The sequence below is a fragment of the Aeromonas sp. EU05-FHT14A05 genome, assembly GCF_058791175.1.
On record NZ_JBYTDH010000003.1, the window covers coordinates 204,467 to 229,955 of the forward strand.

At 62.0% G+C, this 25,489-nt stretch carries 25 protein-coding genes and 1 pseudogene; 16 read left to right on the forward strand and 10 right to left on the reverse strand.

Features of this window, described 5'->3' with window-relative positions; genetic code table 11:
- The first annotated feature begins 13 nt into the window (after window positions 1–13).
- Window positions 14–1,993, forward strand: a complete 1,980-nt coding sequence (locus AC3WR3_RS06180) for a bifunctional 2',3'-cyclic-nucleotide 2'-phosphodiesterase/3'-nucleotidase (RefSeq protein ID WP_492291526.1) — start codon at window positions 14–16, stop codon at window positions 1,991–1,993.
- Window positions 1,994–2,055: 62 nt separating this feature from the next.
- On the opposite strand, the gene lpxL is transcribed toward AC3WR3_RS06180, so the two are convergent.
- Window positions 2,056–2,979, reverse strand: coding sequence for an LpxL/LpxP family Kdo(2)-lipid IV(A) lauroyl/palmitoleoyl acyltransferase (lpxL, locus tag AC3WR3_RS06185; protein ID WP_492291455.1), 924 nt, complete (start codon window positions 2,977–2,979; stop codon window positions 2,056–2,058).
- Between the two features lie 253 nt (window positions 2,980–3,232).
- Here lpxL and hldE point away from each other — a divergent pair, with 253 nt between their 5' ends.
- The gene (gene hldE, locus AC3WR3_RS06190) at window positions 3,233–4,660 is read left to right on the forward strand and encodes a bifunctional D-glycero-beta-D-manno-heptose-7-phosphate kinase/D-glycero-beta-D-manno-heptose 1-phosphate adenylyltransferase HldE (RefSeq protein ID WP_106885090.1); all 1,428 of its coding nucleotides are present in this window, start codon (window positions 3,233–3,235) and stop codon (window positions 4,658–4,660) included.
- Between the two features lie 108 nt (window positions 4,661–4,768).
- Here hldE and tolC read toward each other — a convergent pair whose 3' ends face one another.
- Complete coding sequence (tolC, locus tag AC3WR3_RS06195) at window positions 4,769–6,094, reverse strand: outer membrane channel protein TolC (RefSeq protein WP_139438805.1); 1,326 nt, start codon at window positions 6,092–6,094, stop codon at window positions 4,769–4,771.
- Window positions 6,095–6,400: 306 nt separating this feature from the next.
- Between tolC and nudF the strand changes: the two genes are divergently transcribed.
- The 11 genes and pseudogenes from nudF (at window position 6,401) to parC (ending at window position 17,753) form a co-directional block, all read left to right on the forward strand.
- Window positions 6,401–7,042: an ADP-ribose diphosphatase gene (gene nudF, locus AC3WR3_RS06200; RefSeq protein WP_492291456.1), complete on the forward strand. Its 642-nt coding sequence runs from the start codon at window positions 6,401–6,403 to the stop codon at window positions 7,040–7,042.
- A gap of 51 nt (window positions 7,043–7,093) precedes the next feature.
- Window positions 7,094–7,540 (forward strand): DUF1249 domain-containing protein, encoded by a 447-nt coding sequence (locus AC3WR3_RS06205; RefSeq protein ID WP_025325573.1) that lies wholly within the window; start codon window positions 7,094–7,096, stop codon window positions 7,538–7,540.
- 27 nt (window positions 7,541–7,567) lie between these two features.
- Entirely contained in the window at window positions 7,568–8,386 is an 819-nt protein-coding gene (gene cpdA, locus AC3WR3_RS06210) for a 3',5'-cyclic-AMP phosphodiesterase (RefSeq protein ID WP_492291457.1), read from the forward strand.
- 12 nt (window positions 8,387–8,398) lie between these two features.
- A complete protein-coding gene (locus AC3WR3_RS06215) occupies window positions 8,399–8,986 on the forward strand; it encodes a YqiA/YcfP family alpha/beta fold hydrolase (RefSeq protein ID WP_202047489.1) in 588 nt (195 codons plus the stop codon).
- A gap of 2 nt (window positions 8,987–8,988) precedes the next feature.
- Window positions 8,989–9,613 (forward strand): annotated as a pseudogene (locus AC3WR3_RS06220) (NUDIX hydrolase).
- A 38-nt stretch (window positions 9,614–9,651) separates the two neighbouring features.
- Window positions 9,652–10,053 carry a GFA family protein gene (locus AC3WR3_RS06225; RefSeq protein ID WP_492291458.1) on the forward strand — a complete coding sequence of 134 codons (402 nt, stop codon included), beginning with the start codon at window positions 9,652–9,654 and terminating at the stop codon, window positions 10,051–10,053.
- 93 nt (window positions 10,054–10,146) lie between these two features.
- Window positions 10,147–10,389 (forward strand): DUF1656 domain-containing protein, encoded by a 243-nt coding sequence (locus AC3WR3_RS06230; RefSeq protein WP_139438791.1) that lies wholly within the window; start codon window positions 10,147–10,149, stop codon window positions 10,387–10,389.
- Window positions 10,382–11,248 (forward strand): efflux RND transporter periplasmic adaptor subunit, encoded by an 867-nt coding sequence (locus AC3WR3_RS06235; RefSeq protein ID WP_247627317.1) that lies wholly within the window; start codon window positions 10,382–10,384, stop codon window positions 11,246–11,248. Before AC3WR3_RS06230 ends, AC3WR3_RS06235 begins: the two co-directional genes overlap by 8 nt.
- 1 nt (window position 11,249) lies before the next feature.
- Window positions 11,250–13,262 carry an FUSC family protein gene (locus tag AC3WR3_RS06240; RefSeq protein WP_492291459.1) on the forward strand — a complete coding sequence of 671 codons (2,013 nt, stop codon included), beginning with the start codon at window positions 11,250–11,252 and terminating at the stop codon, window positions 13,260–13,262.
- A 219-nt stretch (window positions 13,263–13,481) separates the two neighbouring features.
- Window positions 13,482–15,377, forward strand: coding sequence for a DNA topoisomerase IV subunit B (parE, locus tag AC3WR3_RS06245; RefSeq protein WP_202047484.1), 1,896 nt, complete (start codon window positions 13,482–13,484; stop codon window positions 15,375–15,377).
- Window positions 15,378–15,458: 81 nt separating this feature from the next.
- Window positions 15,459–17,753 (forward strand): DNA topoisomerase IV subunit A, encoded by a 2,295-nt coding sequence (gene parC / locus AC3WR3_RS06250; RefSeq protein WP_492291460.1) that lies wholly within the window; start codon window positions 15,459–15,461, stop codon window positions 17,751–17,753.
- Window positions 17,754–17,804: 51 nt separating this feature from the next.
- Here the strand turns inward: parC and AC3WR3_RS06255 are convergent, their stop codons facing one another.
- Window positions 17,805–18,698 carry an HNH endonuclease gene (locus AC3WR3_RS06255; protein WP_492291461.1) on the reverse strand — a complete coding sequence of 298 codons (894 nt, stop codon included), beginning with the start codon at window positions 18,696–18,698 and terminating at the stop codon, window positions 17,805–17,807.
- Window positions 18,699–19,436: 738 nt separating this feature from the next.
- On the opposite strand from AC3WR3_RS06255, the gene AC3WR3_RS06260 reads away from it, so the two are divergent.
- Window positions 19,437–19,649: a hypothetical protein gene (locus AC3WR3_RS06260; protein ID WP_202047481.1), complete on the forward strand. Its 213-nt coding sequence runs from the start codon at window positions 19,437–19,439 to the stop codon at window positions 19,647–19,649.
- Between the two features lie 118 nt (window positions 19,650–19,767).
- Here AC3WR3_RS06260 and AC3WR3_RS06265 read toward each other — a convergent pair whose 3' ends face one another.
- From AC3WR3_RS06265 to AC3WR3_RS06275, 3 genes are all read right to left on the reverse strand, one after another.
- The gene (locus AC3WR3_RS06265; RefSeq protein WP_492291462.1) at window positions 19,768–20,565 is read right to left on the reverse strand and encodes a CPBP family intramembrane glutamic endopeptidase; all 798 of its coding nucleotides are present in this window, start codon (window positions 20,563–20,565) and stop codon (window positions 19,768–19,770) included.
- A gap of 193 nt (window positions 20,566–20,758) precedes the next feature.
- Window positions 20,759–21,133, reverse strand: coding sequence for a hypothetical protein (locus AC3WR3_RS06270; protein ID WP_492291463.1), 375 nt, complete (start codon window positions 21,131–21,133; stop codon window positions 20,759–20,761).
- 70 nt (window positions 21,134–21,203) lie between these two features.
- A complete protein-coding gene (locus tag AC3WR3_RS06275; RefSeq protein ID WP_492291527.1) occupies window positions 21,204–21,455 on the reverse strand; it encodes a hypothetical protein in 252 nt (83 codons plus the stop codon).
- 242 nt (window positions 21,456–21,697) lie between these two features.
- On the opposite strand from AC3WR3_RS06275, the gene AC3WR3_RS06280 reads away from it, so the two are divergent.
- Window positions 21,698–22,021, forward strand: a complete 324-nt coding sequence (locus AC3WR3_RS06280) for a hypothetical protein (RefSeq protein ID WP_492291464.1) — start codon at window positions 21,698–21,700, stop codon at window positions 22,019–22,021.
- 98 nt (window positions 22,022–22,119) lie between these two features.
- Here the strand turns inward: AC3WR3_RS06280 and atcC are convergent, their stop codons facing one another.
- From atcC to atcJ, 4 genes are read right to left on the reverse strand one after another with little or no spacing between them, the layout of a single operon-like run.
- Window positions 22,120–23,022: a cold adaptation protein AtcC gene (gene atcC, locus AC3WR3_RS06285; RefSeq protein ID WP_492291465.1), complete on the reverse strand. Its 903-nt coding sequence runs from the start codon at window positions 23,020–23,022 to the stop codon at window positions 22,120–22,122.
- A gap of 10 nt (window positions 23,023–23,032) precedes the next feature.
- Complete coding sequence (gene atcB / locus AC3WR3_RS06290; RefSeq protein WP_492291466.1) at window positions 23,033–23,794, reverse strand: cold adaptation protein AtcB; 762 nt, start codon at window positions 23,792–23,794, stop codon at window positions 23,033–23,035.
- Between the two features lie 13 nt (window positions 23,795–23,807).
- A complete protein-coding gene (gene atcA, locus AC3WR3_RS06295; RefSeq protein ID WP_139438756.1) occupies window positions 23,808–24,338 on the reverse strand; it encodes a cold adaptation protein AtcA in 531 nt (176 codons plus the stop codon).
- 7 nt (window positions 24,339–24,345) lie between these two features.
- A complete protein-coding gene (atcJ, locus tag AC3WR3_RS06300) occupies window positions 24,346–24,630 on the reverse strand; it encodes a cold adaptation protein ActJcold adaptation protein ActJ (protein WP_139438754.1) in 285 nt (94 codons plus the stop codon).
- A gap of 361 nt (window positions 24,631–24,991) precedes the next feature.
- Between atcJ and AC3WR3_RS06305 the strand changes: the two genes are divergently transcribed.
- Entirely contained in the window at window positions 24,992–25,411 is a 420-nt protein-coding gene (locus AC3WR3_RS06305) for an EF-hand domain-containing protein (RefSeq protein WP_202047477.1), read from the forward strand.
- Window positions 25,412–25,489: the final 78 nt, after the last annotated feature.

Here is a 25,489-nt window from a genome sequence, read left to right on the forward strand (position 1 = left end):
AGTGAATAACTCCATGAAGCTGGGGGCAATCGCCGCCATCGTGCTGCTGACTGCCTGCAGCAATGAAAATGACAGCAAGGCGCAGCCGGGGACAGTCTCCCTGCGCCTGATCCAGACCTCCGACATCCACTCCAACGTGCTGGGGTATGACTACTACCAGAACAAGGAGGATCGCAAGTTCGGCCTCTCCCGTACCGCCCTGCTGATCCGCGCGGCCCGCGCCGAGAACCCCAACAACCTGCTGCTCGACAACGGTGACCTGATCCAGGGCACGCCGCTGGCGGACTACATCTTCGAGCAGTCCGGTGCCGGCTACCTCGAGAAGCAGGCCCACCCGGTGTTCAAGGCGATGAACGAGCTGGGTTATGACGCGGGCAACCTCGGCAACCACGAGTTCAACTACGGCCTGGATTACCTCGGCAAGGTGCTGGCGGGGGCCGAGTTCCCCTATGTGAACGCCAACGTGTTCGAGGCGGGCGCCTTCAAGCGCGACGCCAAGGGGCAAATCGACTGGAGCGGCAACAAGTTCACCCCCTATCTGCTGCTGGAGCGTCAGGTAACGGATGACAAGGGCCAGTCACAGACCGTCAAGGTGGGCATACTGGGTCTGACACCGCCCCAGGTGCTGCAGTGGGACAAGCGCCATCTGGAAGGCAAGGTGGTGGTGGCCGACATGGTCGAGACCGCCAACCACTATGTGCCCGAGCTGCGCGCCAAGGGGGCCGATCTGGTGGTGGTGGTGGCCCACACCGGCATCAATGCCAACAGCTACGAGGCCATGATGGAGAACTCCGCCTGGCACCTGGCCAAGGTGAAGGGGATAGATGCCCTGATGCTGGGCCACGCCCACAAGAACTTCCCCGGCGACTTCCCTGACCTGCCCGAGGTGGACAACCAGGCCGGTACCCTGAGCGGTATTCCGACCGTGATGCCCGGCTACTGGGGCAATCACCTCGGCATCATAGACCTCAAGCTGGAACAGGTGGATGGCAAGTGGCAGGTGAAGCAGAGCCAGGCCAGCCTGCGCAAGATCGATTCCAGCGAGGGCAGCGCCGTGGATCAGCGGGTGGTGGACCTGGTACAGGCGGATCACGACGCCACCAACCAGTGGCTGGACGAGCCGCTCGGCAAGATTACCTCCCCCATCCACAGCTTCTTCGCCCTGGTGCAGGACGACCCCTCGGTGCAACTGGTGAGCGATGCCCAGCGTCAGCACGCCGAGCAACTGCAACAAGACGGCCTGCTCAAGGAGCCCTACCCGATCCTGTCGGTGGCGGCCCCCTTCCGTGGCGGTCGCAACGGCATCAATGACTTCACCTATGTGGCCCAGGGGGACATCTCCCTGCGCAACGTCTCCGACCTCTACATCTATCCGAACACCCTGCAGGTGGTCGAGGTGAACGGGGCCACCGTCAAGGAGTGGTTGGAGATGAGTGCCGGCCAGTTCAACCGCATAGACACCGGCAAGACAGAGGTGCAGTGGCTGGTGAACGAGAGCTTCCCGACCTACAACTTCGACGTGATCGACGGGGTGAGCTACGAGGTGGACATCACCCAGCCGGCCCGTTACAGCAAGGAGGGGCTCAAGGTGAGCGACGGTCAGCGCATCAGCGGCCTCACCTTCAACGGCCAGCCCATGGATCCGGCCCAGAAGTTCTACGTGGTGACCAACAACTACCGCGCCAGCGGCGGCGGTCACTTCCCGGGCATAGACGGCAGCAACATAGTGCACGAAGATCCCTTCGAGACGCGGGAGATCATCGCCCAGTACCTCAAGTCCCAGTCTGCTGCCAATCCGGCGGGCTTCAGCCCGGCGGCCAACAACAACTGGCACATGAAGGCGCTGCCGGCCAACGTGGACGTGCGGCTCTACTCCTCTCCGGGTGAGGAGGCCAAGGCCCTGGCGGGGGCGGATCTGGCGTACCAGTCCACCCTGCCGATGAGTGACGCCAAGCATCCCGGCTACGCCATCTACCGCCTGATCCGCCAGTAAGGCAGCCTCGGGCAGACAACAAAAAGCCCTCGCAGTGCGAGGGCTTTTTCGTGGGAGAGTCCTTAGTAGAAACCCGGATCCTCCGGGTTGGGACGGGTCTTGAAGCGGCGATGCAGCCACATGTACTGCTCGGGGGCACGGCGCACGGCGGCTTCAATCTCGCGGTTGGCGCGGGCGGCATCGGCCAGGTCGTCACCGCTCGGGTAGCCTTCCAGCGGCGCCCCTATGTGCAGGGTATAACCGGTAGCGGTACGGATGTTGTAGCAGGGCAGGGTGACGGTGTTCTTGACCCTGGCCAGGGTGGCGGTGCCCGTGATGGTGGCCGCCTGCTCCACCGCGAAGTAGGGCACGAAGACGCTGGCGTGGCTGCCGTAGTCGTGATCCGGCGCGTACCAGAGGGCGTCGCCGTTGCGCAGCGCCTTGATCATCCCCTTCACGTCCATCCGGTCCACCAGGTACTTGTTGGAGGCGCAGCGACCATGGTACTGGGCGTACTCCAGCACCGGATTGGTGTTGGGGCGATAGACGCCGACCCCGGGCCGCACCAGGCCGAAGCAGCGGGCGTTGAGCTCAAGGGTGAGGAAGTGGCAGGAGAGCAGCAGCATGCCCTGACCCTTTTCGATGGCGTCGATGACATGCTCTTCCCCTTCCACCTTCATCAGGCGGCGCATCCGCCAGTCTGGCCAGAACCAGGCCATGCCCACCTCGAAGATGGCGCAGCCCACGCTCTCGAAGTTCTGTTTGAGCAGGGTTTCCCGCTGATCCCGGCTGAGCTCGGGCATCGCCAGCTCCAGGTTGCGACGGGCAATCTTGACGCGGGATTTCAATACCTTGCGGGCCAGGGTGCCGAGCTGGCGACCCAGCCACATCTGGCTGCGCCAGGGCAGCAGCACCAGCAGCCAGAGCAGGCACAGACCGAACCAGCTGCCCCAGTAACGGGGATGGAACAGACGGGGTTCGAGGCGGGGAGCATGTTCTTGGGCCATGAAGAGTCTCTTGTTCACAAAGGCAAGGGAGGGAGCCCAGCCGACACGGGGGTATCGGTGCCCGTGGACAGGCTGTCACTCGCAATCTGGGGATTCTATCCGAAAAACGGGGGCGGGTGCGAATCGCCATCACCTGGTCAGAGGGGTCGGGCGGGAAGTGCCGTGGCGGGCATGGCAGTGCTTTTTTCACGTCCCGGAAAAGAGTGTGATAAAATCGCCCGCTGAAATTTTCAGGTTTTGAGAGCCGATACAGATGAAAATCACCCTGCCCGAGTTTGAGAAAGCCCGCGTTCTGGTCGTTGGCGATGTCATGTTGGATCGCTATTGGCATGGCCCCACCGGCCGCATCTCCCCCGAGGCGCCGGTGCCCGTGGTCAAGGTCGAGCACATCGAGGAGCGCCCGGGTGGCGCCGCCAACGTGGCCCTGAACTCCGCCGCCCTGGGTGCCCAGGCCGTGTTGCTCGGGCTGACCGGTCAGGATGAGGCCGCCGATGCCCTGGCTGGCCAGATGGCAGGGGTCAAGGTCGCCTGTGATTTCGTTCGTCTGACCGACTACCCGACCATCACCAAGCTGCGGGTGCTGTCCCGCAACCAGCAACTGCTGCGCCTCGATTTCGAAGAGGCCTTCCACGACGTGGATGCCAGCCTGCTGATGGGCAAGGTGGAGCAGGCGCTGCCAGGGGCCGACGTGATGATCCTCTCCGACTACGGCAAGGGCGCCTTGAACGACGTGCCTGGCATGATTGCCCGCGCCCGCGCCGCCGGCATCCCTGTGCTGGTGGATCCCAAGGGGACGGATTTCGAGAAGTATCGCGGCGCCACCCTGCTGACCCCCAACATGTCCGAATTCGAGGCCGTGGTGGGCAAGGTGAAGAGCGAAGAGGAGCTGGTCGCCAAGGGGCTGGAGCTGGTCAAGCGCTTCGAGCTGGACGCCCTGCTGGTGACCCGTTCCGAGAACGGCATGACCCTGATCCGCGAAGGACAGCCCGAGCTGCACCTGCCGGCCCAGGCTCACGAAGTCTATGACGTCACCGGTGCCGGCGATACCGTCATCTCCACCCTGGCCACCTCCCTGGCCGCCGGCATGAGCCTGGACGAGGCCTGCGCCCTGGCCAACACAGCCGCCGGCATAGTGGTGGGCAAGCTGGGTACCTCCACCGTGAGCCCGGTGGAGCTGGCCAACGCCCTCTATACCGAGCAGGAGACCGGCTTTGGCGTCATGTCCGAGGCCCAGCTCAAGGTGGCCGTACAGGCCGCCCGCCTGCGCGGCGAGAAGGTGGTGATGACCAACGGCTGTTTCGACATCCTGCACGCGGGCCACGTCTCCTACCTGGCCAATGCCGGCAAGCTGGGGGATCGCCTGATAGTCGCGGTCAACACCGATGAGTCCGTGCGCCGCCTCAAGGGGCCGGGTCGTCCGGTCAACCCGACCGAGCGCCGCATGACGGTGCTGGCGGCCCTGGGTGCCGTGGACTGGGTGGTGCCCTTCGGTGAGGACACGCCCCAGCGACTGATCGCCGAGATCCTGCCAGACCTATTGGTCAAGGGGGGCGACTACAAGCCCGAAGAGATCGCCGGCTATGCCGAAGTGACCGCCAACGGCGGCGAGGTGCGGGTGCTGAACTTCGAGGACGGCTGCTCCACCAGCGAGATCATCAAGACCATACGCGAGCGCGGCTGAGCACCTCCGGCCTCGGCCGGAGGTGCCTGATCACTCGCCCTGGCGAGGGGCAAGCAGGCAGCAAAAAGGCGACCACAAGGTCGCCTTTTTTCATGCCGTGAATTTGGCTCAGGACTTGGTCGTCACCTGGGCGGCGGGCATCAGGCCCTGGTTCACGTCTTCCAGATCCTTCTGCTCCAGTATGCCGGCGGCCTGCTTGAGGGAGAGGATGCTGAGGATGTAGTTGTAGCGGGCCTCGGAGAGTTTCTGCTTGGCCTGGTACAGCTTGCGGGTGGCGTCCAGCACGTCGACTATGGTCCGGGTACCCACTTCATAGCCGGCCTCGGTCGCCTTCAGGGCGCTGTCGGCGGAGATGACGGACTGGCTGTAGGCGCGCACCGAGCCGATGCTGGCGTTCACGTTGTTGTAGGAAGAACGCACCGTGCTCTGCACCGAGCGGAAGCTGCGCTCCAGCTGCTCGCTGGCGGCCACGTAGTTGAACTGGGCCTGCTTGACCTGGGAGGTGGTGGCGCCCCCGGTGTAGAGCGGCAGGTTGAAGTTCAGACCGACATTGCCCTGATTGCTGTTGCTCTCGGGGTTGCGGATCTCGTCCTTGTAGTCGTTGTAACCGGCGGTGAGGCCGGCGCCCAGATCCAGGGTCGGCTCGTGGCCCGTCTTGGCCAGATCGATCTGCTCCTTGGCGATGTCCTTGCCGATGCGGGCGCTGTGCAGCTCAAGGTTCTTGTCCAGGGCCAGCTCCAGCCACTTGTCGGAGTTGAACGGGGTCTTCTGCGGGGCGAAACGCTCGGTGTTGAGCACATCCAGCTGGCGATGATCGATGCCGGTCAGCTCGCGCAGGCTCTCGTAGCTGTTGTCCAGGGTGTTCTCGGCATTGATCTCGTCTGCCAGCGCCTGATCGCGCTCGGCCTCGGCTTCATGCACGTCGGTGATGGCGGTCAGGCCCACTTCGAAGCGCTGCTGGGTCTGTTCCAGCTGACGCTCTACCGCGGTCTTGTTGGCACGGACGAACTCCAGAGTGTCCATCGCCTTGAGCACGTCGAAGTAGGCCTGGGCGGTACGCAGCATCAGGTTCTGGTACTCGAGGTTGTAGGCCACGTCGGACTGGGTGGCGCTCTTCTCGGTCAGGTCCAGGTTGACCCAGTTGCTGCGACGGTAGATGGACTGATCCAGGGTCACCGAGCCGGTGGCGCCGCTGTTGGTCTGGGTATCGTCCTTGTTCTGCAGGTAGTTCAGGCCGGCACCCAGATTGATCTGTGGCAAGAGGGCGGCGCGGGATTCGTTGATCTTCTCGAAGGCTTGGTCCCGCTTGGCCTTGGATTCCAGCAGCTGGGTATCCTTGATCTGGGCTTGCTGGTAGATTTCGAGCAGGTCTTCGGCATGAGCGGCACTGCTCACACCCAGCATCACCATGACTGACAAGAGTGTTCTTTTCATATGATATTTTTAACCTTATTTATCAACCCAAAGCTGTCCGCTGGATGAGGGAGGGGATTGTCACCGACCAAGCTTGATTTCAGCTTAACCACTCTACTACATGCAGATTTCATTGCGAACTGTCTCTTTTCCTGCGACAGGAACGTCAAGAGTCAGGGCGAGTTTTCTCGGCAACGCGCCTAGCCAAATGTCCTGTGGCTGCTAAAATCCATCCCTCATCGTCGGCGAGAGCGAGTGAATGAATGTTCATTCATGCCCCGAATATTATGGTCAAACCAAGCCAAGTCAAGCTGGTAGGAGTCTCGTATGTCACAGCAAGCCTTGCCTCAAACCAGTCACTATTCCGGTGATGATGTGAAAATCATCGATAAATCATCTGGATACAACGGCTTTTTTAAAGTGAACGTCTATCGCCTGCAACACAGGTTATTTGCCGGTGGCTGGAATGAGCCCATAGTCCGCGAGCTGTTCGAGCGGGGCCATGCGGCCGCGCTGCTGCCTTATGATCCCGTGCTGGACCAGATAGTGCTGGTGGAGCAGTTCCGCATCGGTGCCATCGAGACCAGCCCCACCCCCTGGCTGCTGGAGCTGGTGGCCGGCATCATAGATGAAGGGGAGACCGCCGAAGCCGTGGTGCGCCGGGAGGCGGTGGAAGAGGCGGGCATCGAGGTGGGTCGCTGCGAGCATGCCATCAGCTATCTGGTGAGCCCGGGTGGCAGCACAGAGCGGATCGAGGTCTATGTGGGGGAGGTGGATGCCAGCCAGGCGGCGGGGATCCACGGTCTGGCGGAAGAGGGTGAAGACATCCGGGTCCATGTGGTGAGCCGCGAGCAGGCTTACGCCTGGCTCAAAGAGGGGCGCATCGACAATGCCGCCTCCGTCATCGCCCTGCAATGGTTGGCCCTCAATCATGGCGAGCTGCAGGCCCGCTGGCTGGCGGAGCGCTGAGGTGGTGCTCGTTCAATATTGCCTGCGGGCTGTGATTGATGGAGGCGCGATATGCCATTAGTCCAGAGCCCGATGAAGCGCTATGTGCCTGATCTGATGTCCTTGCAGCGCACCTGCGAGGTCAACTACATGGCCTTGATGAAGTTGCTGCCCCCCGGCGGCAGCGTGGGGGCGGAGCGCCGCTATCAGGTGGGCAACGGCCTGCAGTTCCAGCTCACCGTCAGCGAAGAGAGCCGCTTCACCAGCCAGGTGATCCTGGCCCAGCACAACCCCGAGTTGCCGAGCTACTTGCAGGCTCGCATCGAGATTCGTTTGTATCACGACGTGCGGATGGCGGAAGTGTGTGCGGCGCAACAGATTTCAATGTTGCAACCACGTTATGATTATCCCAATAAAAAAATGCACCACAGGGATGAAAAAGAGCAGGTAAATCTATTCCTGGCCGATTGGCTAAGATTTTGTCTCAAACATGGCACCAGCCTGATCAACATCCTCTAGTCGAACCCATAAAAAAGAAGCGTGATTTTGGAAACAGAGCTACCTCAGGCGCCGGACGGCAGTGTGCGCCTGTTACAGATTACCGATACCCATCTCTTCGCCAGTGCCGAGGGACGACTGCTGGCCGTGCGAACCGCAGAGAGCCTGGCCGCCGTGCTGGAGCAGGTGCAGGCCAACGCGCATCCGTTCGATCTGATCCTCGCCACCGGGGATCTCTCTCAGGATCACAGCCCGGAATCCTATCAGCGGTTCGCCTCCATGATGGCCCCGTTGGCGCGCCCCATCTACTGGTTGCCCGGCAACCACGATGACGGCCCCCTGATGACCGAATACCTGCATGCCGCCGGGATCAGCGAGACCAAGCAGCTGGTGGGAGAGCACTGGCAGGTGATCCTGCTCGATACCCAGGTGCGCGGCAAACCCCACGGGGTGCTCGGCGATCACCAGCTGGCGGCGCTGGACAACGCCCTGCGCCAGCATCCCGAGCGCCACGCCCTCATCGCCCTGCACCATCAGGCGGTGCCGGTGGGCTGCGCCTGGCTGGATCAGCACAATCTCAAGAATGCCGACGATCTCTTCGCCGTGCTGGCCCGCCACCCGCAGCAGAAAACCATTCTGTTCGGCCATGTGCATCAGGAGTTTGACGAGGTGCACCGCGGGGTGAGGCTGATCGCCAGCCCCTCCACCTGCATCCAGTTCAAGCCGCTCTCCGACGGTTTCGCCCTGGACGAGTCCGGCCCGGGCTGGCGTTATCTCACCCTGCATCCGGATGGCCGCATTGCCAGCCAGGTGTGGCGGTTGCCGGTGGGGCAGTTCGTGCCCGACCCCGATGCCACCGGGTATTGAGGAGAGCATTGCATGAAGCCCGTTCTTCTGTATCTGCACGGTTTCAATTCATCCCCCGGCTCGGCCAAGGCGCAGCAGATGGCGGCCTGGGTGGCCGAGCACAGGCCCGACATCGAAGTGCTCATCCCGGCCCAGCCCAATACCCCGGCGGCGGCCTGGGAAGCCATCGAGGGCGTCATTGCCGAGGCCAGGGCTCGCCATGATGGCCGGCTCAGGCTAGGTGCCGTGGGCAGCTCCCTCGGCGGCTTTATGGCGACCCGGGTGAGCGAGCTGCATGGCTGCCGCGCGGCGCTGATCAACCCGGCGGTGCGTCCTCACGAGCTGCTCTGCGACTACCTGGGCCCCCAGGTCAACCCCTATACCGACGAGCGCTACGAGCTGCTGCCGACCCACATGGACGAGCTGCGGGCGCTGGCGGTGCCGGTGCGCGCCCCCGAGCGGCTCTGGATCCTGCAGCAGCAGGAGGATGAGGTGCTCGACTATCGCAAGGCATTGAGGGAATACGAGTTTGCCCGCCTCTCCCTGGAGTGCGGCGGCAACCACGCCTTCGTCGGCTTCGAGCGCTATCCGGCCCAGATCATTCGTTTCCTCGGGCTCTAGCCGTGCAACCGCCGTTGGCCGCCTTTCTGGAACAGGTACTGGCCACGGCCCAGGCCGGCCTCACCTACTCCCAGGATCCCTTCGATATTGCCCGCTTCGAGGCGCTCAGGGCGGCCACGGTCGCCCTCATCGCCAGCCAGAACGAGCTGGCGCCCGAGGCCATCGCTTCGTGGATCGCTCTGGATGACGGCTACCCCACCCCCAAGCTGGATGTACGGGCCTTTATTCAAAACGACGACGGTCATCTCCTGCTGGTGCAGGAGCGCAGCGACGGGCTCTGGACCCTGCCCGGTGGCTGGTGCGACATCGGCGACTCGCCAGCGGGCGCCGTGGTGCGCGAGGTGGTGGAGGAGACAGGTTTGGAGTGCCGTGCGGTGCAGCTGCTGGCCCTGTTCGACAAGCTCAAGCACCCCCCATCCCCCGCAACTGCCCCATGCCCACAAGGCCTTCTTCCTGTGCGAGGTGACGGGCGGATCGCTGCTCACCGAGACTGACGAGACCCGGGGGGCGGCCTATTTCCCCATCGACGCCCTGCCCGAACTCTCCCGCCACCGGGTGGTCGAGTCCCAGCTGCGCAGCCTGCACGACCATGTGCGGCAGGGGCGGCGCCACACCCTGTTTGACTGACACACCCGGGACACTGGGCCCGGCGGCAAGGAGGCCACATGATCAAACAAATCGGCAATACCCCCATTCAGGCGAAACACAGGGCCAGCTGCCACTGCGGCGCCGTGGTGCTGGAGCTCAGTCTGCCGGACGGCGTGGTGGATCCCCGCCGCTGCGACTGCTCCCTCTGTCGGCGGCGGGGGGCCATAGTCGCCTCGGTGCCGCTCTCCGGCATCCGCATCCTGCAGGGGGAGGAGGCACTGCGCTGCTACCAGTTCAACACCCGCACCGCGAAGCACTACTTCTGCGGTGTCTGCGGCATCTACACCCACCACCAGCGCCGCTCCAATCCGGCCGAGTATGGCTACAACCTCGCCTGCCTCGAGGGGGTCAATCCGTTCGCGCTGGGGGAGGTGCCGCTGCGGGACGGCATCAACCACCCGGCCGACAGGGCGGAATGAGACCAGGGGGCCATCTGCTTCTGTAGCCGTCGAAATGGCTGTGTTAACCTTGGTCTGCCTGCCCTCTGGCGGGCCATTGCCACTCTTCTCCTCTTGCCAACCGGGAGCCTGCCCGTGACGACTGCTTCAGCGCTGCCGGATCTGATCCTGGGGGCCTCGCTCTACTTTCCGCCCCTGTTCAAGGCGGTGCTGCTCGGCCTGCTCGGCTGGTTGCCGGTGCACCACCTGCTGCGGGACTGGCTCTACGGCGGGGAGGTCTGGCACCCCCTGCTGATGGATCTCTCCCTGTTTATCCTCGCCGTCAGTGGCGCACTCTGGATACTGCTACATGGCTAAATCTCCCCTGGCAACCCTCAAATACTTCTCCACCCTGCTGGTCTGCGCCCTGGCGCTGGTGTCGCTCTGGTGGCTGTGGAACTACTACATGCAGGGCCCCTGGACCCGGGATGGCAAGGTGCGGGCCGAGCTGGTCAGCATCACCCCCGAGGTGTCGGGCAAGATAGTCAGCATCTGGATCAAGGACAACCAGCTGGTGAAGAAGGGGGACGTCCTCTTCAGCCTGGATCCCGTGCCCTACCGGATTGCCCTGGACAACGCCAACGCGGCCCTGGCCAAGGCGAAGTCGGATCTCGACAAGGCGGAGCACGAGGCTAGGCGTCGCCAGGGGCTGTCCCGCACCGTCATCTCCGCCGAGGCGGTCGACGAGTCCAGGCTCAATGCCCAGGCGATGAAGGCGGCCTATCAGGTGGCCCAGGCCAATCTGGAGCAGGCCAGATGGTCGCTCGCGCGAACCGAGGTGCACGCCGCCAGCGACGGCTACATCACCAACCTGCAGGCCAGGGTCGGCAACTACGCCAGCGCCGGGGTGCCCCTGGTGGCTTTGGTCGACATCCACTCCTTCTACGTGCAGGGCTATTTCGAAGAGACCAAGCTCGGGCACATAGCGCCGGGCAAGCCGGCCCGCATGGTGCTCTACAGCGGGGAGCAGGCGCTCAAGGGGGAGGTGGAGAGCATAGGGCGCGCCATTCACGATCAGAGCCTGGAGGGGAGCGAGGGGCTGCTGCTCGACGTCAAGCCGAACGTGCCCTGGGTGCGGCTGGCCCAGCGGGTGCCGGTGCGGATCAAGCTGCTGGAAGTACCGCCCGGGCTTGCCCTGATCGCGGGCACCACCTGCACCATCACCATAGGGGAATAGGGTGGCAGGCCGGGGACGCTGGCGCCAGACACCCTGGGGCCAGGCCAATGAGGGCCAGTGGCGCTACGCCCTGCGCAACAGCCTGGCCATGTGCCTGTCGCTCTGGCTGGCCTTCGTGCTGCAACTGGATGCCCCCTACTGGGCCATGACCTCCGCCGCCGTGGTGAGCTTCCCCACTGTCGGCGGCGTCATCAGCAAGAGCCTGGGGCGGGTGGTGGGCAGCCTCATCGGCGCCATGGCGGCCGTGATGATCACCGGCCTTGGCATCAGCGATCCCTGGCTGTTCAGCTTCCTCATCGCGCTCTGGCTCGGCCTTTGCACCTGCATCTCCAACCACCATCAGAACAACGTCTCCTACGCCTTCGCCCTGGCGGGCTACACCGCGGCCATCATCGCCTTCTCCTGCGTCAACGTGACCGAGGCGGAGCACATCTTCGACATCGCCCAGGCCAGGGTGAGCGAGGTGATAGTGGGCATCCTCTGCGGCGGCCTGATGATGATGATTCTGCCGAGCCTCTCGGATGGCGAGACCCTGCTGGCGTCCCTTGGCAAGAGCCAGGCCCGGCTGCGGGAGCATGCCCAGCTGCTCTGGCTGGGGGAGGCGGGAGCCGATGTGCGCGGCGCCCACGAGGGGATCATCGGCCAGATCCTCACCATGAACGTGCTGCGCATTCAGGCGGTGTGGAGTCACCACCGCCTGCGCCGCCACAACCGCTTGCTCAACTTCCTGCTGCACCGCCAGTTGCGGATGGTCAGCCTGATCTCCGGGGTGCGCCGCATGCTGCAACACTGGCCGCAGCCGCCGGACGGGCTGACGCCCCTGCTGGGCTCGGTGATCCGCGCGCTGGGCGAGCCCGATTGCGACAAATACCGCATCGCTCGCCTGCTGGCCCCCTTCGTGGCCGAGTCGGGCAGCGATTTTCGCCGCCGCACCTTCTGGCTGCGCCTGCGCCATTTCTGCTGGAGCTATCTGGAGTGCCAGCGCTGGCTCGGCCGGCTGGCGCCCTATGACGGCCAGGAGTGGCCCGCGCCGCCCCACCACAGCTCGCTCACCCGCTACAACGACAGCGTCGAGGCGGCCTACAACGGTGGTCGCACCTTCCTCTGCGTGGTGCTGGGCTGCGCCTTCTGGATCAACACCCAGTGGGAGTCGGGCGCCTCGGCCCTGACCCTGCTCTCCATCTGCTGCGTGCTCTATTCGGCCACCCCGACGCCGACCAAGGGGACCCAGACCATGCTGCAGGCCATCCTGCTGCTGAGCCTGATCTGCTTCGCGGTCAAGTTCGGCCTGATGATCCGCATCGACGACTTCTGGCTGTTCTGCGCCCTGCTGTTCCCGGCGCTCATCACCATGCAGCTGATCAAGTTGCAGCGCCCCTCGTCGGCAGCGCTCTGGGGCCAGCTCATCGTGCTGCTCGGCTCCTTCCTCGCCATCACCAATCCGCCGAGCTACGACTATCAGGCCTTCGTCAACGACAGCATCGGCAAGGTGCTGGGGGTCATGGTGGCGGGGCTGGCGTTCCAGATCCTCAGACCCAGCTCGGACAGGCGCAAGAGCCGCCGCCTCATCCGCTCCCTGCGCCGCCACTTCATCGATCAGCTGGCCGCCAGGCCCCGGCAGAGCGAGAGCCAGTTTGAATCCCTCATCTATCACTGCATCAGCCAGCTCGGTCAGGGGCAGGATCCGGGGGCCCGGCTCTGGGTGCTGCGCTGGGGCGTGGTGCTGCTCAACTGCAGCCACATCCTCTGGCAACTGCGCCAGTGGCGGGGCAGGGAGCCGGCACTCCATCTGGTGCGGGACGCCTGCGTGCGCTGTCTGGAGGGGATCCTCACCGAGCAGGGGGTGCAGCACAGCTCCCTCCATCAGACCCTGGTCGAGCTGGATCGCATCAGTCGTGGCCTGGCCGATCACCCCGAGCCCTCGGCCCGGGAGCTGGCGGGCCTGGTGTGGCGACTCCATTGCTCCCTCTCCCCCCTGTTGCAGGCACTGCCCTCGGCCGAGGCCCCCGCCTGACTCCTCTCGTCCCTGTTTCTGGCGTTGCAGGTGCAGCCCGTGGCCCTGGCGCCCGCATGCTCCCGCTCGTCCTTGTTGCAGGCGCTGTCACCGGCACTGGCACCCGCCTGATCCCGCGGGGCCATCGCCTCTCTGGATCACCCTTTGCCACCGCCCTATTTGTCCAAGGCCCTCCCAGCGAGTAAGATTCCCTCCAAACGTCAATTCGCAAGGCCCTCCATGTCCACTCAATACAATGCGGATGCCATTGAGGTCCTCAATGGCCTCGAACCGGTGCGTCGCCGCCCCGGCATGTACACAGACACCACCCGGCCCAATCACCTCGGCCAGGAGGTCATCGACAACAGCGTCGACGAGGCGCTGGCGGGCCATGCCCGCACCCTGGAGGTGATCCTGCACGAGGACCAGTCTCTCGAGGTGATCGACGACGGTCGTGGCATGCCGGTCGACATCCACCCGGAGGAAGGGGTATCCGGTGTGGAGCTGATCCTCTGCAAGCTGCACGCGGGGGGCAAGTTCTCCAACAAGAACTACCAGTTCTCCGGCGGTCTGCACGGGGTGGGCATCTCTGTGGTGAACGCCCTGTCCGATCGGGTCGAGGTGACGGTACGCCGGGACGGCCAGGTCTATGACATCGCCTTCGAGCGCGGCGACAAGGTACAGGAGCTGACCATCACAGGCACCTGCGGGCGCCGCAACACCGGCACCCGGGTGCGCTTCTGGCCGCAGGCGAGCTACTTCGACTCCCCGCGCTTCTCGGTCTCGAAGCTCGAGCACCTGCTCAAGGCCAAGGCCGTGCTCTGCCCCGGCCTCACCATCAAGTTCCTCGACAAGAACACCGGCATCAAGCTTGAGTGGTGCTACGAAGATGGCCTCAAGGATTACCTCATCGATGCGGTCAAGCAGTTCACCTGCCTGCCGGAGCAGCCCTTCGTCGGCGCCTTCAGCACGGATCAATCGGCGGTGGACTGGGCCCTGTGCTGGCTGCCGGAGGGGGGCGAGTGCCTCGCCGAATCCTATGTGAACCTGATCCCCACGGCCCTCGGTGGCACCCACGTCAACGGCCTGCGTCAGGGGTTGCTCGACGCCATGCGCGAGTTCTGCGAATTCCGCAACCTCTTGCCGCGCGGGGTCAAGCTGACCCCGGAAGATATCTGGGATCGCTGCGCCTACATCCTCTCGGTCAAGATGCAGGATCCCCAGTTCGCCGGTCAGACCAAGGAGCGGCTGTCGTCCCGCCAGAGCTCGGCCTTCGTCTCGGGGGTGGTGAAGGATGCCTTCAGCCTCTACCTGAACAGCAACACCGAGCTGGCGGAGCAGATCGCCGAGATCTGTATCAGCAGCGCCCAGCGCCGGATGCGCGCCGCCAAGACGGTGGTGCGCAAGAAGATAACCCAGGGCCCGGCACTGCCCGGCAAGCTGACCGACTGCAACTGCGCCGACCCCATGCAGGGGGAACTGTTCCTGGTGGAGGGTGACTCCGCGGGCGGCAGTGCCAAGCAGGCGCGGGATCGGGAGTTTCAGGCCATCATGCCGCTGCGCGGCAAGATCCTGAACACCTGGGAGGTGGAGGCCGGTCAGGTGCTCGCCTCCCAGGAGGTGCACGACATCTCGGTGGCCATCGGCCTGGATCCCGACTCCGAGGATCTCAGCGGCCTGCGCTACGGCAAGGTGTGCATACTCGCGGATGCGGACTCGGACGGTCTGCACATCGCCACCCTGCTGTGCGCGCTGTTCGTGAAGCACTTCCGCACCCTGGTCAACAAGGGCCACGTCTATGTGGCCATGCCGCCGCTGTATCGGATCGACATCGGCAAGGAGGTCTTCTATGCCCTCGACGAGGACGAGAAGAACGGCGTGCTGCAGCGGGTCGAGGCGGAGAAGAAGAAGGGCAAGGTGATGGTGACCCGATTCAAGGGTCTGGGCGAGATGAACCCGAAACAGCTGCGGGAAACCACCATGGATCCCAACACCCGCCGCCTGGTGCAGCTCACCATGGGCGAGCTGGAGGAGGGGGACGAGACCCTGCAGCTGATGGACATGCTGCTGGCCAAGAAGCGCGCCCCGGATCGCCGTGAATGGTTAGAGGAGAAGGGCAACCTTGCCATCATCTAAGCCGTCGACTGGCCCGCGCGGGCCAGCAAGTATCAGCCGGAGTCGCCCAGGGGCGGCTCCCGAACCGAAAGAGATAATCACATGAGTGATGCTATCGAGCTCAGTCTGGACGGGGTAGAGCGCCAGCCCATGCGCGCCTTCACCGAGCAGGCTTACTTGAACTACTCCATGTACGTCATCATGGACCGGGCCCTGCCCCACATCGGCGACGGCCTCAAGCCCGTGCAGCGGCGCATCATCTACGCCATGAGCGAGCTGGGGCTGTCGGCGCTCTCCAAGCACAAGAAGTCCGCCCGTACCGTGGGTGACGTGCTGGGTAAATACCACCCCCACGGCGACAGCGCCTGTTACGAAGCCATGGTGCTGATGGCCCAGCCCTTCTCCTACCGCTACCCGCTGGTGGACGGTCAGGGCAACTGGGGGGCGCCGGACGATCCCAAATCCTTCGCCGCCATGCGTTATACCGAGGCGCGCTTGTCACGCTTCTCCGAGCTACTGCTCTCCGAGCTGGGGCAAGGCACTGTGGAGTGGACGCCGAACTTCGACGGCACCATGAAGGAGCCGGTAGTGCTGCCCGCCCGCCTGCCCCACATCCTGCTCAACGGGGTGACAGGTATCGCGGTGGGGATGGCGACCGACATCCCGCCCCACAACGCGCGGGAAGTGGCCCTTGCCTGTGCCGAGCTGCTGGACAACCCCAATGCGGGGCTGGATGTGCTGATGACGCACATCCAGGGGCCGGACTACCCGACCAACGCCGAGATCATCACCCCGCGCGACGACATCCGCAAAATCTACGAGACCGGCAAGGGCTCCATCAAGCAGCGGGCGGTGTGGAGCGAGGAGGATGGCGACATCGTCATCACGGCGCTGCCCCATCAGGCGTCCGGCGCCAAGATCATGGAGCAGATCGCCGCCCAGATGGTGGCCAAAAAGCTGCCCATGGTCACCGATCTTCGCGATGAGTCGGATCACGAGAACCCGACCCGTCTGGTCATAGTGCCGCGCTCCAACCGGGTGGATGTGGAGGGGCTGATGGCCCACCTGTTCGCCACCACGGATCTGGAGAAGAACTACCGGGTCAACCTCAACATCCTGGGGCTGGACAACCGGCCCCAGGTGAAGACGCTCAAGATGATCCTCTCCGAGTGGATCGTCTTTCGTCGTGAGACGGTGCGTCGCCGTCTGCAATATCGCCTCGACAAGGTGCTGGCCCGCCTGCACATCCTCGAAGGCTTGCTGATTGCCTACCTCAACATCGACGAGGTGATCGAGATCATCCGCACCGAGGATGAGCCGGGCAAGGTGATGGTGGAGCGTTTCAACATCAGCGAGACCCAGGCCGAGGCGATCCTCGAGCTCAAACTGCGCCATCTGGCCAAGCTCGAAGAGTTCAAGCTGCGTGCCGAGCAGGAAGAGCTGGCCGAGGAGCGCGACAAGCTGGAACTCATTCTGGGCTCCGAGCGTCGCCTCAACACCCTGCTCAAGAAAGAGCTCTTGGCGGATGCCGAGAAGTACGGCGACGATCGCCGCACCCCCCTGGTGGAGCGCGCCACCGCCGTGGCCCTGACCGAGAAGGAGCTGACCCCGAGCGAGCCGGTGACAGTGATCCTGTCCGACAAGGGCTGGGTGCGTGCCGCCAAGGGCCACGACGTGGACGTGGCCGGGCTCTCCTACAAGGCGGGGGATGGCTATCTGGCCCACGCCTGCGGCCGCAGCAACCAGCAGGCGGTGTTCCTCTCCAGCCTGGGCCGTACCTATTCCCTGGAGGCGCACACCCTGCCCTCCGCCCGCAGTCAGGGGGAGCCGCTCACCGGTCGCTTCGCCCTGGGGGCGGGGGAAGAGGTACGCCATCTGGTGATGGGCAACGAAGGGGAGCCGTATCTGATCGCGAGCGACGCCGGTTACGGCTTCATCTGCAAATATGACGACCTCATCGGCAAGAACAAGAACGGCAAGGCGCTGCTCACCGTGCCGGAAGGGGGCCAGGTGATGGCGCCCCAGAAGATTGGCTCGCCAGAGACCGATCTCTGCATGGCCATCTCCAACGAGGGGCGCATGCTGCTGTTCCCGCTCAGCACCCTGCCGGTGCTCGGCAAGGGCAAGGGCAACAAGCTCATCAGCATCCCCTCGGCGCGCGTCAAGGCGCGGGAGGAGTTTATGGTGATGGCCGCCATTATCCCGCAGGGGCAATATGTCACCCTGTTTGCCGGCAAGCGCAAGCTGACCCTCAAACCCTCGGATCTCGACTACTACCGCGGCGAGCGCGGCCGCCGCGGTGCCAAGCTGCCCCGCGGCTTGCAGCGAGTGGACAGGATAGAGATTGAACCCGCCGCCGGTGCAGAACCGGCAGCCGGGGAAAATCAGGAAGGGTAATTAATAAGAAGGGCGCGAAAGCGCCCTTTTGTAAACAGATTCAACGTGATGTCATTTCTTGCTTAGTAATTCTTTTAATTCTGAGAGCTTTATCGCTGGTTTGGTTCTATGCAACATTCTGTGGCAATTAGAGCAAACCACCCGAACATCTTCTATTGTGGTTGGGAGGTCAAGGTTCCTTTCTGAGAGAGGATTTATATGATGACATTCAATAAATTCGAACCCTAATTCACCATATTTCTCTTCGAAGTTAAAATCACATATTTGGCAGTTATACCCATAGGTTTTTTTTGCATCTAAAACTAATTTCTTATTCCTTTTGAAGAAAGTAGCTTCACGAGCCTCTCTACTTCCCTCATTATATTCTTCATCTATCCCTGACTCATTCAAACTCAGCGGTAATGGTGGCAAGGATATGTATTTATTTTCAAGTAAGGTTTTTACATATCCCGAGGCCCCACCAAACCGTAGTAGTCGTTCACTTTTTACTCTGTAAACATTCCCGCTCGGCCTGAATTTAGGTAAGTAATCCACATCTTCTTTAAATTGAGTCCAATTTAAATCAATGTCCTGTGTTTTGAAGAAAAATATATAAGGGAAATGGGTGCTTCCCCATAAAAATTTGGATAGTTCGAGTAGCTGTTCTTTCGGGAAGAACTTTACATGACAAAGCACAGGTATTTCTTCTAAACCACCGGTACTTTTTATAAGAAGCATAACGTCATTATAAGTTAGCTGTTTTATGACACTTTTTGCTCCTAGTGGGACGCCCCAAGCATTACACCGACCAGTTGGGAATTCTTTTGATAAAGACGCACTAATAACTTCTCTTAATTCCACAGGGCATTGCGCGACGATGTCTGATATAGCTATGTCACTATAAATAGTCTTTGGGAAATCGGCGTTTGCACCTTTTAATCCTACATCATGAAAAAACAACTGCATAATAATCACCTGAGCTACACATCATTTGTTGTAACTATACAACTGTTTTTGGAGTAGTGCCTTAGTTGTTTTTTAATGCTTAGCAGTGTAAATAAATTTTTCAGCAGTCGATCATAAAACGTTATTGCTGTGACATTGTTCAACTTGCCTTGATAATATAAAAATTATTCTCTATGTCATCGGTGTAAGAAGGGCAGTAGATTTGATTCGCGTAGCGTAATCAGACGATCGCGAAAACCTATTGCCTCAATGTGGTCGGTAATTTTATTTTACGGCCCCCTCATCCCCAGCCCTTCTCCCGCGAGGGGAGAAGGGAGCTCAGATCGCAGCGATTTTGGAATTGCGTGACAGCTACGCCCAAAGGTTGGCAGGCACCTGTCCCCTCTCCTCTTGGGAGAGGGCTAGGGTGAGGGGAGGTAACCGTAGGGTGCAATGAAATTGCACCGCTATTGAATCCGCGAGGTTGCCGGTGCAATGCGCTTCGCTTATTGCACCCTACGTCCTTTCTCTTTTGCCTGCTCGCGACCGGATAACCGGTGCGGCCGATTACGCTTCGCTAATCGACCCTACTTGCCTCTGTTTTATTTAAGGCTCTGTTGCTGGTCGATGGCTTCTGCTGTGGTGGCTTGCTCTCCCCTTTGCCAATTGCCACAGGTCAAGGATTTGGCCGATTAGGCCCCGCAAGTTGTCTCTGCTCGCTAACCTTGTAGGGAGCAGCACAGTGCCAGGAGGCCAAACATGGAAACGGAGAAAGCCATCGGACTGATCGAGGCCCACGGGGCCTTTCACGGCGATCACTACAGCTTCAACAGCGACGAGTTCGTGCAGTGGTGCGAGCAGGATGCCCACCAGACCCTCAGCCTGGAGCAGGCGAATCACGAGCTCGCCCCCTTCTGCATCCGGGTCGGCTATGCAGAGCCGAGCAGGTCGTGGCGTTACTATCTCACCTGATGCCCACCTGACGCAGGCAAAGGCGAGGCAAGGGTCTCGCCTTTTCTATGGGCTGGAGAATGGAAAAAGGAGCCATCAGGGCTCCTTTCTTGTGATCATGCAGCGGCCTGTTGCGGCCCTATATGCCGGCCTGGGCACCATGCAGCAGTACCATGCCGGTAAACAGCAGCCAGTCGTTGATGATGTGCGCGCCGGTCGATACCCAGATGTTTTTGGTGATGATGTAGCCACTGAGCAGCACGATGCGGGCCGTGCCGATCACCAGAAAACATTGCAGAAAATTCCAGTCATAAGTGGGCAGGTGCATGGCCCCGAAGATAAGGGCAGTGGATAGCCAGGCGATGATGATGGCGGACTTGCGCGTCAGGGCGAGCTTTGTGTGACAAAACCAGAGGATGGCCAGAAAAGGCAGGATGGAGACCACCTCCTCGCCAAAGAGCTGAGGGGCCGTTTTTAAATAAAAGAGGATGCGCGCCGTATTGGGGGCCTCTGCCAGCATGGCGCTGACCGGGTTGTCACTCATCTTGAACAGCTGTTGCAGCACCAGGGCAACGGCGACCGAGACCAGAATGTTGACGACGGCGATCGCCAGCATCAAGAGGAGATCCCGCCCCGTCGGCGTTCGAAACAGCGCTCGCCATGCCTTACCCGCCACCATGGCGAGCACGGCCAGGGGGATGAGGGGGAACAGGATGGCGGATACAAAGCCGCCCGCCGTGGTTTTATAAAATGCAAGGTGCGCCGTCAGCACGGCGAAACCCAGCACCACCCCCAGCAGGATCAGCACCCAGCTGCGGCCAGACAAGGCATTCGGGGGCTGGCGATAGAAGGGGAAGTCTCCGGCACTTTTGCGTTCGAAACCATAGCTATCGCCGGCGTTCAATACCGGCATTGCTGCAGACTGGTGCTCACCCATGCTGACCCTCGATAGTTCATTCAGTTGGCATGGAGTCAACCCTACACCAAGTGGGGCGCCTGGGTAGCCACGCCAGCCTCTTTATTAAAAGGCCATTCATCGAGCCGCTATCTCGGAGCACCCGCCTTCTTGGCCGTTGTGTCATTCAGCCCCTGGCACAGCCCCACCGATTTCACCCGGGTTGCCGGTGCCATTAATGATTGAAATTCCAGGCGATGGGCAGCTCAAGGTCGAAGACAAGCTCGCCCCCTTCCAGGCGAAAGGGGACGCTGATCTGGTGCTGCCCATATTTGTCGACGATGAGGCAGCACTCGAAGAAGTTGGATTCGTAGCTGAGCTGGGCCTTGCCCGTGGCGCCTTCGGCGTCGAGCGCTATGCCAAGCACTCGCGGCGGGTGCTCCTGGCTGAGGTTGACCGCAGGATTGCCCTCATCCACCAGCCGCTCCAGCAGGGGGAAGAAGTCCTGCTTGTGGGCATCTATGGCTCGGGCGATGGCTTGTTCCAACTCGGCCTGAGTGGCACAGGGACCCGCCAGCTTATATCGGGTCTGGATCCGCTCCTGGGTCATCCTGGTCTCCTTTTCGCTTGTGCCCGTTCCGGGCCTGTCGGTAAACCTTATCAGATGCGGGGGCAAAGCATCAGGCGGGGATGCGGCCATTGCGCACCAGGGCCCGGCGGATATTTTTGCACATCTTGCCGAAGCGCTGGATCTCGTCGAAGGAGGGCGGGATGCCGCAGTCGATCTGGTATTGCCAGTAGCAGAGATCCGTATCCACCAGCTCCACCAGCTTCTTGGGGCAGCCGATGCAGCTGTTGTCCGGCCCGCACCTGAAGGTATCCGGTTGATAGAGCGGGAATTCTTGTTTCACGGCGTCGATGATCTGCTGCATGGCGGTGATGCGGTCGGGTTTTCTGCTCACGGCGTTCCCCTGCGGTCGGAATGGGGGAGCCATTATATCCCTGACAAAAGGTGGGCCAATGACGCTGAGGGGGTAGTCCGCCTTGGGTGAAAGCCGCCACGGCCCCAGATGCTGCCCTTGTTTCCCCTGGTCTACCCTTCTGTCTGGCGCCGTTTCTGGTCATGATGAAAGCCCCGAACGAACCACTTTTAACTGACCCTTCTGGAGGCGTGATGAAACCCTATGCCCTGCTGTTGCTTTTTCCCCTGGTATGCCAGGCCGAGGCCAGCCCGAACGAACCCGTGCAGGAAGGCACCCTGGCCAATCAGCAGCTGATCCGGGATGCCATGGTGGGGGTCGCATCCTGGGTCTCCACCAAGGGGTGTGACGCGCCGGAGCGCTTCGTGCCCGTGGTGCTGCAACTTCCCGAGGGGGAGCCGGGCAGCCGCTACTGGCAGGAGCGCTGGACTGTGACGGGCTGTGGCAACGACTATCCCGTGGTGATCGATTTTCGGGAGACCGGGATGGAGAGCGCCATGTGGACCATTGCCCGATAGGGTCGGCACCGATCTGCGAGCGTCACAAATGACAACGCCCGGCAAGCCGGGCGTTATGGGGACAGGCGGCCATGGCGCCATGAAAGCGCCGACAGACGCTAGAAGTCGTGGTAGAGGGGCCAGCCGAGCAGGGGGTGCCTGAGCCCGGCGCGCATCTCCATGTTGTCGAGCTTCTCCGGGGAGGCGTTCTCCCTTTGCTGCTGCTGATACTGGCGCACAAACCCCAGGGTGTGCAGCAGGTTCGGCACGAAGCCCGGGCTCAGCTCCTGGCGCAGGGCATCGGCCATGTCGGCGGGCAGCTCGGCGAGCATGAGGGCAAGCTGGACGGCGAGATAGTCGGTATCGTACCAGCGTTCGTCGAGCTCAATCTCCCGCGCAAGCCGGCGCTTGAGATCCTGCTTCACCTTGAGGGGCGCGGCGCCGCTGCCCTTGCCGCACAGGATGCGGTAGAGCAGGGCCTCGGCCAGCTTGTCTTCCATGGTGGGGTGATCGCTCTCGCAGGCGAAGAAGTGCTGGTCGATGAGCCCCATCAGGCGGACCTTGTTGTGCTCGGCCAGCGCCTTCTCGTACTCCTGCCACCCTTGCCACTCCTCGATGTCGGGGGGGCTCGAGATCTTGTCCAGCAGCCTGGCATCCACGTCGCCATAGAGGCTGTTGCCCGTCTGTTTGGGGCTGACGGAGATCAGCATGGACCAGCCCTTCTGGAACGGCTTGATGGGCCCTTCCGGCGCCTGCAGCAGGGCCAGTGCCCGTGCCGTGTCGCGCCCGGAGAGCTCCTGCAACCCCAGGCTCACCACGCCGATGACGTCGTGGGCGGCCTGCTCCAGCAGGTGCATCTTGTACTTGTTGTAGTACTTGTCGGCGAATTTCAGGCTCATCAGCACCGCCTTGCCCTTGATGGCGGCAAGCTGCTGGGCGCTCAGGCGTTCGTTGTCGCGGCCAAAGCGCAGCACCTGGGTGAGGAAGGGGCCTTCGTTGGCCTCGCGGATGACTAGCTGCATAGGGCTCTCCTCAATCCAGGAAGCTGAACATGTCGTCCACTTCGTCGTACTCGTCGCTGACCTGGTTCTTCTCCTTGGCCTGCATCACCAGCTCGTTGGCGAACTTGTTGATGATGCCGTCCCAGGTGGCGTTCTCGCTGCGCAGCAGCGACTTGATGGCTTTCTCCACCTCGGGAGCCTGTTCGCGGATCAGCATCAACAGGCTTCTCGGGTCATCCAGCGGGTAGTCGTGGGCATCCTCGCTCTGCTGGCGCTCGCTGTAGGCGAGGGACTCCTCGAGATCTTCCTCTTCGGCGTGCAGGGTGTCGCGATAGCCCTCTTCATCCTCGTAGCGATCGCCACGGTAGAACTCGATGAAGGGGATGGCGAGGTAGAAGAGACCGGCCGTGTCTTCGGCGATGCACTCCAGGATCTCGCGCTGCTTGGCCTCGCTGTCCTGGGTGCGGATCAGGTAGTTGAGGAAGTCGAAGGTGTGCTGCTGCAGCTCTTCGGCATTGTTCTTGATGGCCTCCTCCCAGTAGAGGGGCTGCTGGCAGACGATGTCGCGGATCCGCTCCGGGGTCATCAGCTCGGAGATGATGGACGGGAAGGAGATGTCGTGCTGGCCGTTGATCTGGGTCAGGGTGACGATATCAATGTTTTCAATGACTTCGGCCAACTGCTCGTCGGACATTGTCTTGGCGATCAGCTCGAACTTCTCGCTGGCCTGCTTGGGCTCGACCACGGCCAGCTCTTTGATCTCGATGGCGGTAATTTCTATCAGACTGTTCATGCTTTGCCTCAAATTAGAAACGCACTTCGTCGTACATGTCCTGATCGTCTTCCTCACCCTCGCCGCCATGGTAGTCGGCGTCGGCATCTTCCCCGTCGTCATCTTCGTCGTCGCGCAGCTCATAGTCGTCATCGGCACGACGGCCACCGCGGGGCAGGGGGTTGTCCAGCAGGTAGAGCACGGCGCAGGCTTCGATCAGCTGATCTTCGCTCTGGGCCCGCACCGCCTTGACCAGCGGCAGATCGGCGTTGTTGAACGCCACCGACACCTTGAACGCGTCCCATGAGGGTTGTACGCCGTCGGCGAGCCACCTGGCCCACTCAGGTTTCGCCTTGGGCGGGAACTGCACCCGGCCGTAGAGGGCGAGCGGCAGGTATTCGGGCATGAACTCCAGCATGCTGATGTCGGCCAGCAGCAGGGCCTTCATCTTGCCGGTAAACTGCTCTAGCGCCTTGGGCTGATCCTGATCCCGGTAGGATTCGATGTTCTCGCCCGCGTCACTCATCAGCGCTTTGATGCGCGCCTGGTCCCATTTTTTTTGCATAGCGCCCTCAGGGGTAGAATTGGTCCCACATCTCCTGCATGGCAGCAGCGGGATCGGTCACGATGACGTTGTTGAAATCCTTGATAAAAGCGGCTCTCGCCTTGGGATCGGAAAGCACTTCGTAGGCCTTCTTCACCTGATGCAGCCTGATGGCTGCCTGCTCTTTCTCTTCTTCGCTCGCCCCGTGCAACTTGTCGGGGTGGTACTGGTTCGAGAGCCGTCGATAGGCTTTCTTGATGTCGTTTTCGCTGGCGTTGGACTTGACGCCCAGCACCCGAAAGTAGTTGTTCATGGCAGATCCTGCATCACTGGCATCATCAGAGTCACAATGCTGGCGCCTGATGGGGCTTGGGGGAACCAGGCACGGTAAAAACCCGTCATTTTAACGGAAACCACAGGCCACCGCCATGAATAGGACGCGATATGGCAGCGGCCCGGGGTGGGCACGGATCCCGTCCGTCACGAAGCGGCTTGTCAGCCCTGCAGACATGGAGGGTCCGGCATGGAGACTACACTGACAGAGGGTATCCGTGACGGGCGACAGTGTACTCATGCTGGAACCACATCGTCGGGCGTGCATGTGACAAGGAACCTGCCCTGGGGATAGGCATCAGGACCCGGCAAGGCCGGGGCCATCACAAGGAATAGACACCATGTTCAAACGTTATCTTCTGCCTCTGGTACTGCTGGGGGGCGTCGCCATCGCCGCCGATGAGAGCCTCGACGAGCCCTTGATGTTCATGAAGGGGGACATCACCAAGGCCCAGTTCATGGAGAGAGCCGAGCAGCGCTTCGCCCGGCAAGACAGCAACGGCGATGGCACCCTGTCGGTTGCCGAGAAAGAGGCCGCCATGGCCAAGATGCATGAGGCGATGAAGCAATCGGGCAAGGCCATGCCCGGCAAGATGGGCAACATGAGGCCGATGCAGGACACGACCAAGGCGCAGTTCATGGAACGCCATGAGACCCTCTTCACCAAGATGGACAAGAACGGTGACGGCGTGATCGACGAGGCCGAACGGGCCAGTGTCAAGGCCCGGCTCGGCCAGGGGATGATGTCACCGGCGCAATAGGGGCAGCAGCAAAAAGTACCGCCTTCAGATAAAAAAAGAGCCCGGTCGTCATACCGGGCTCTGTTCATTGTGATGGGG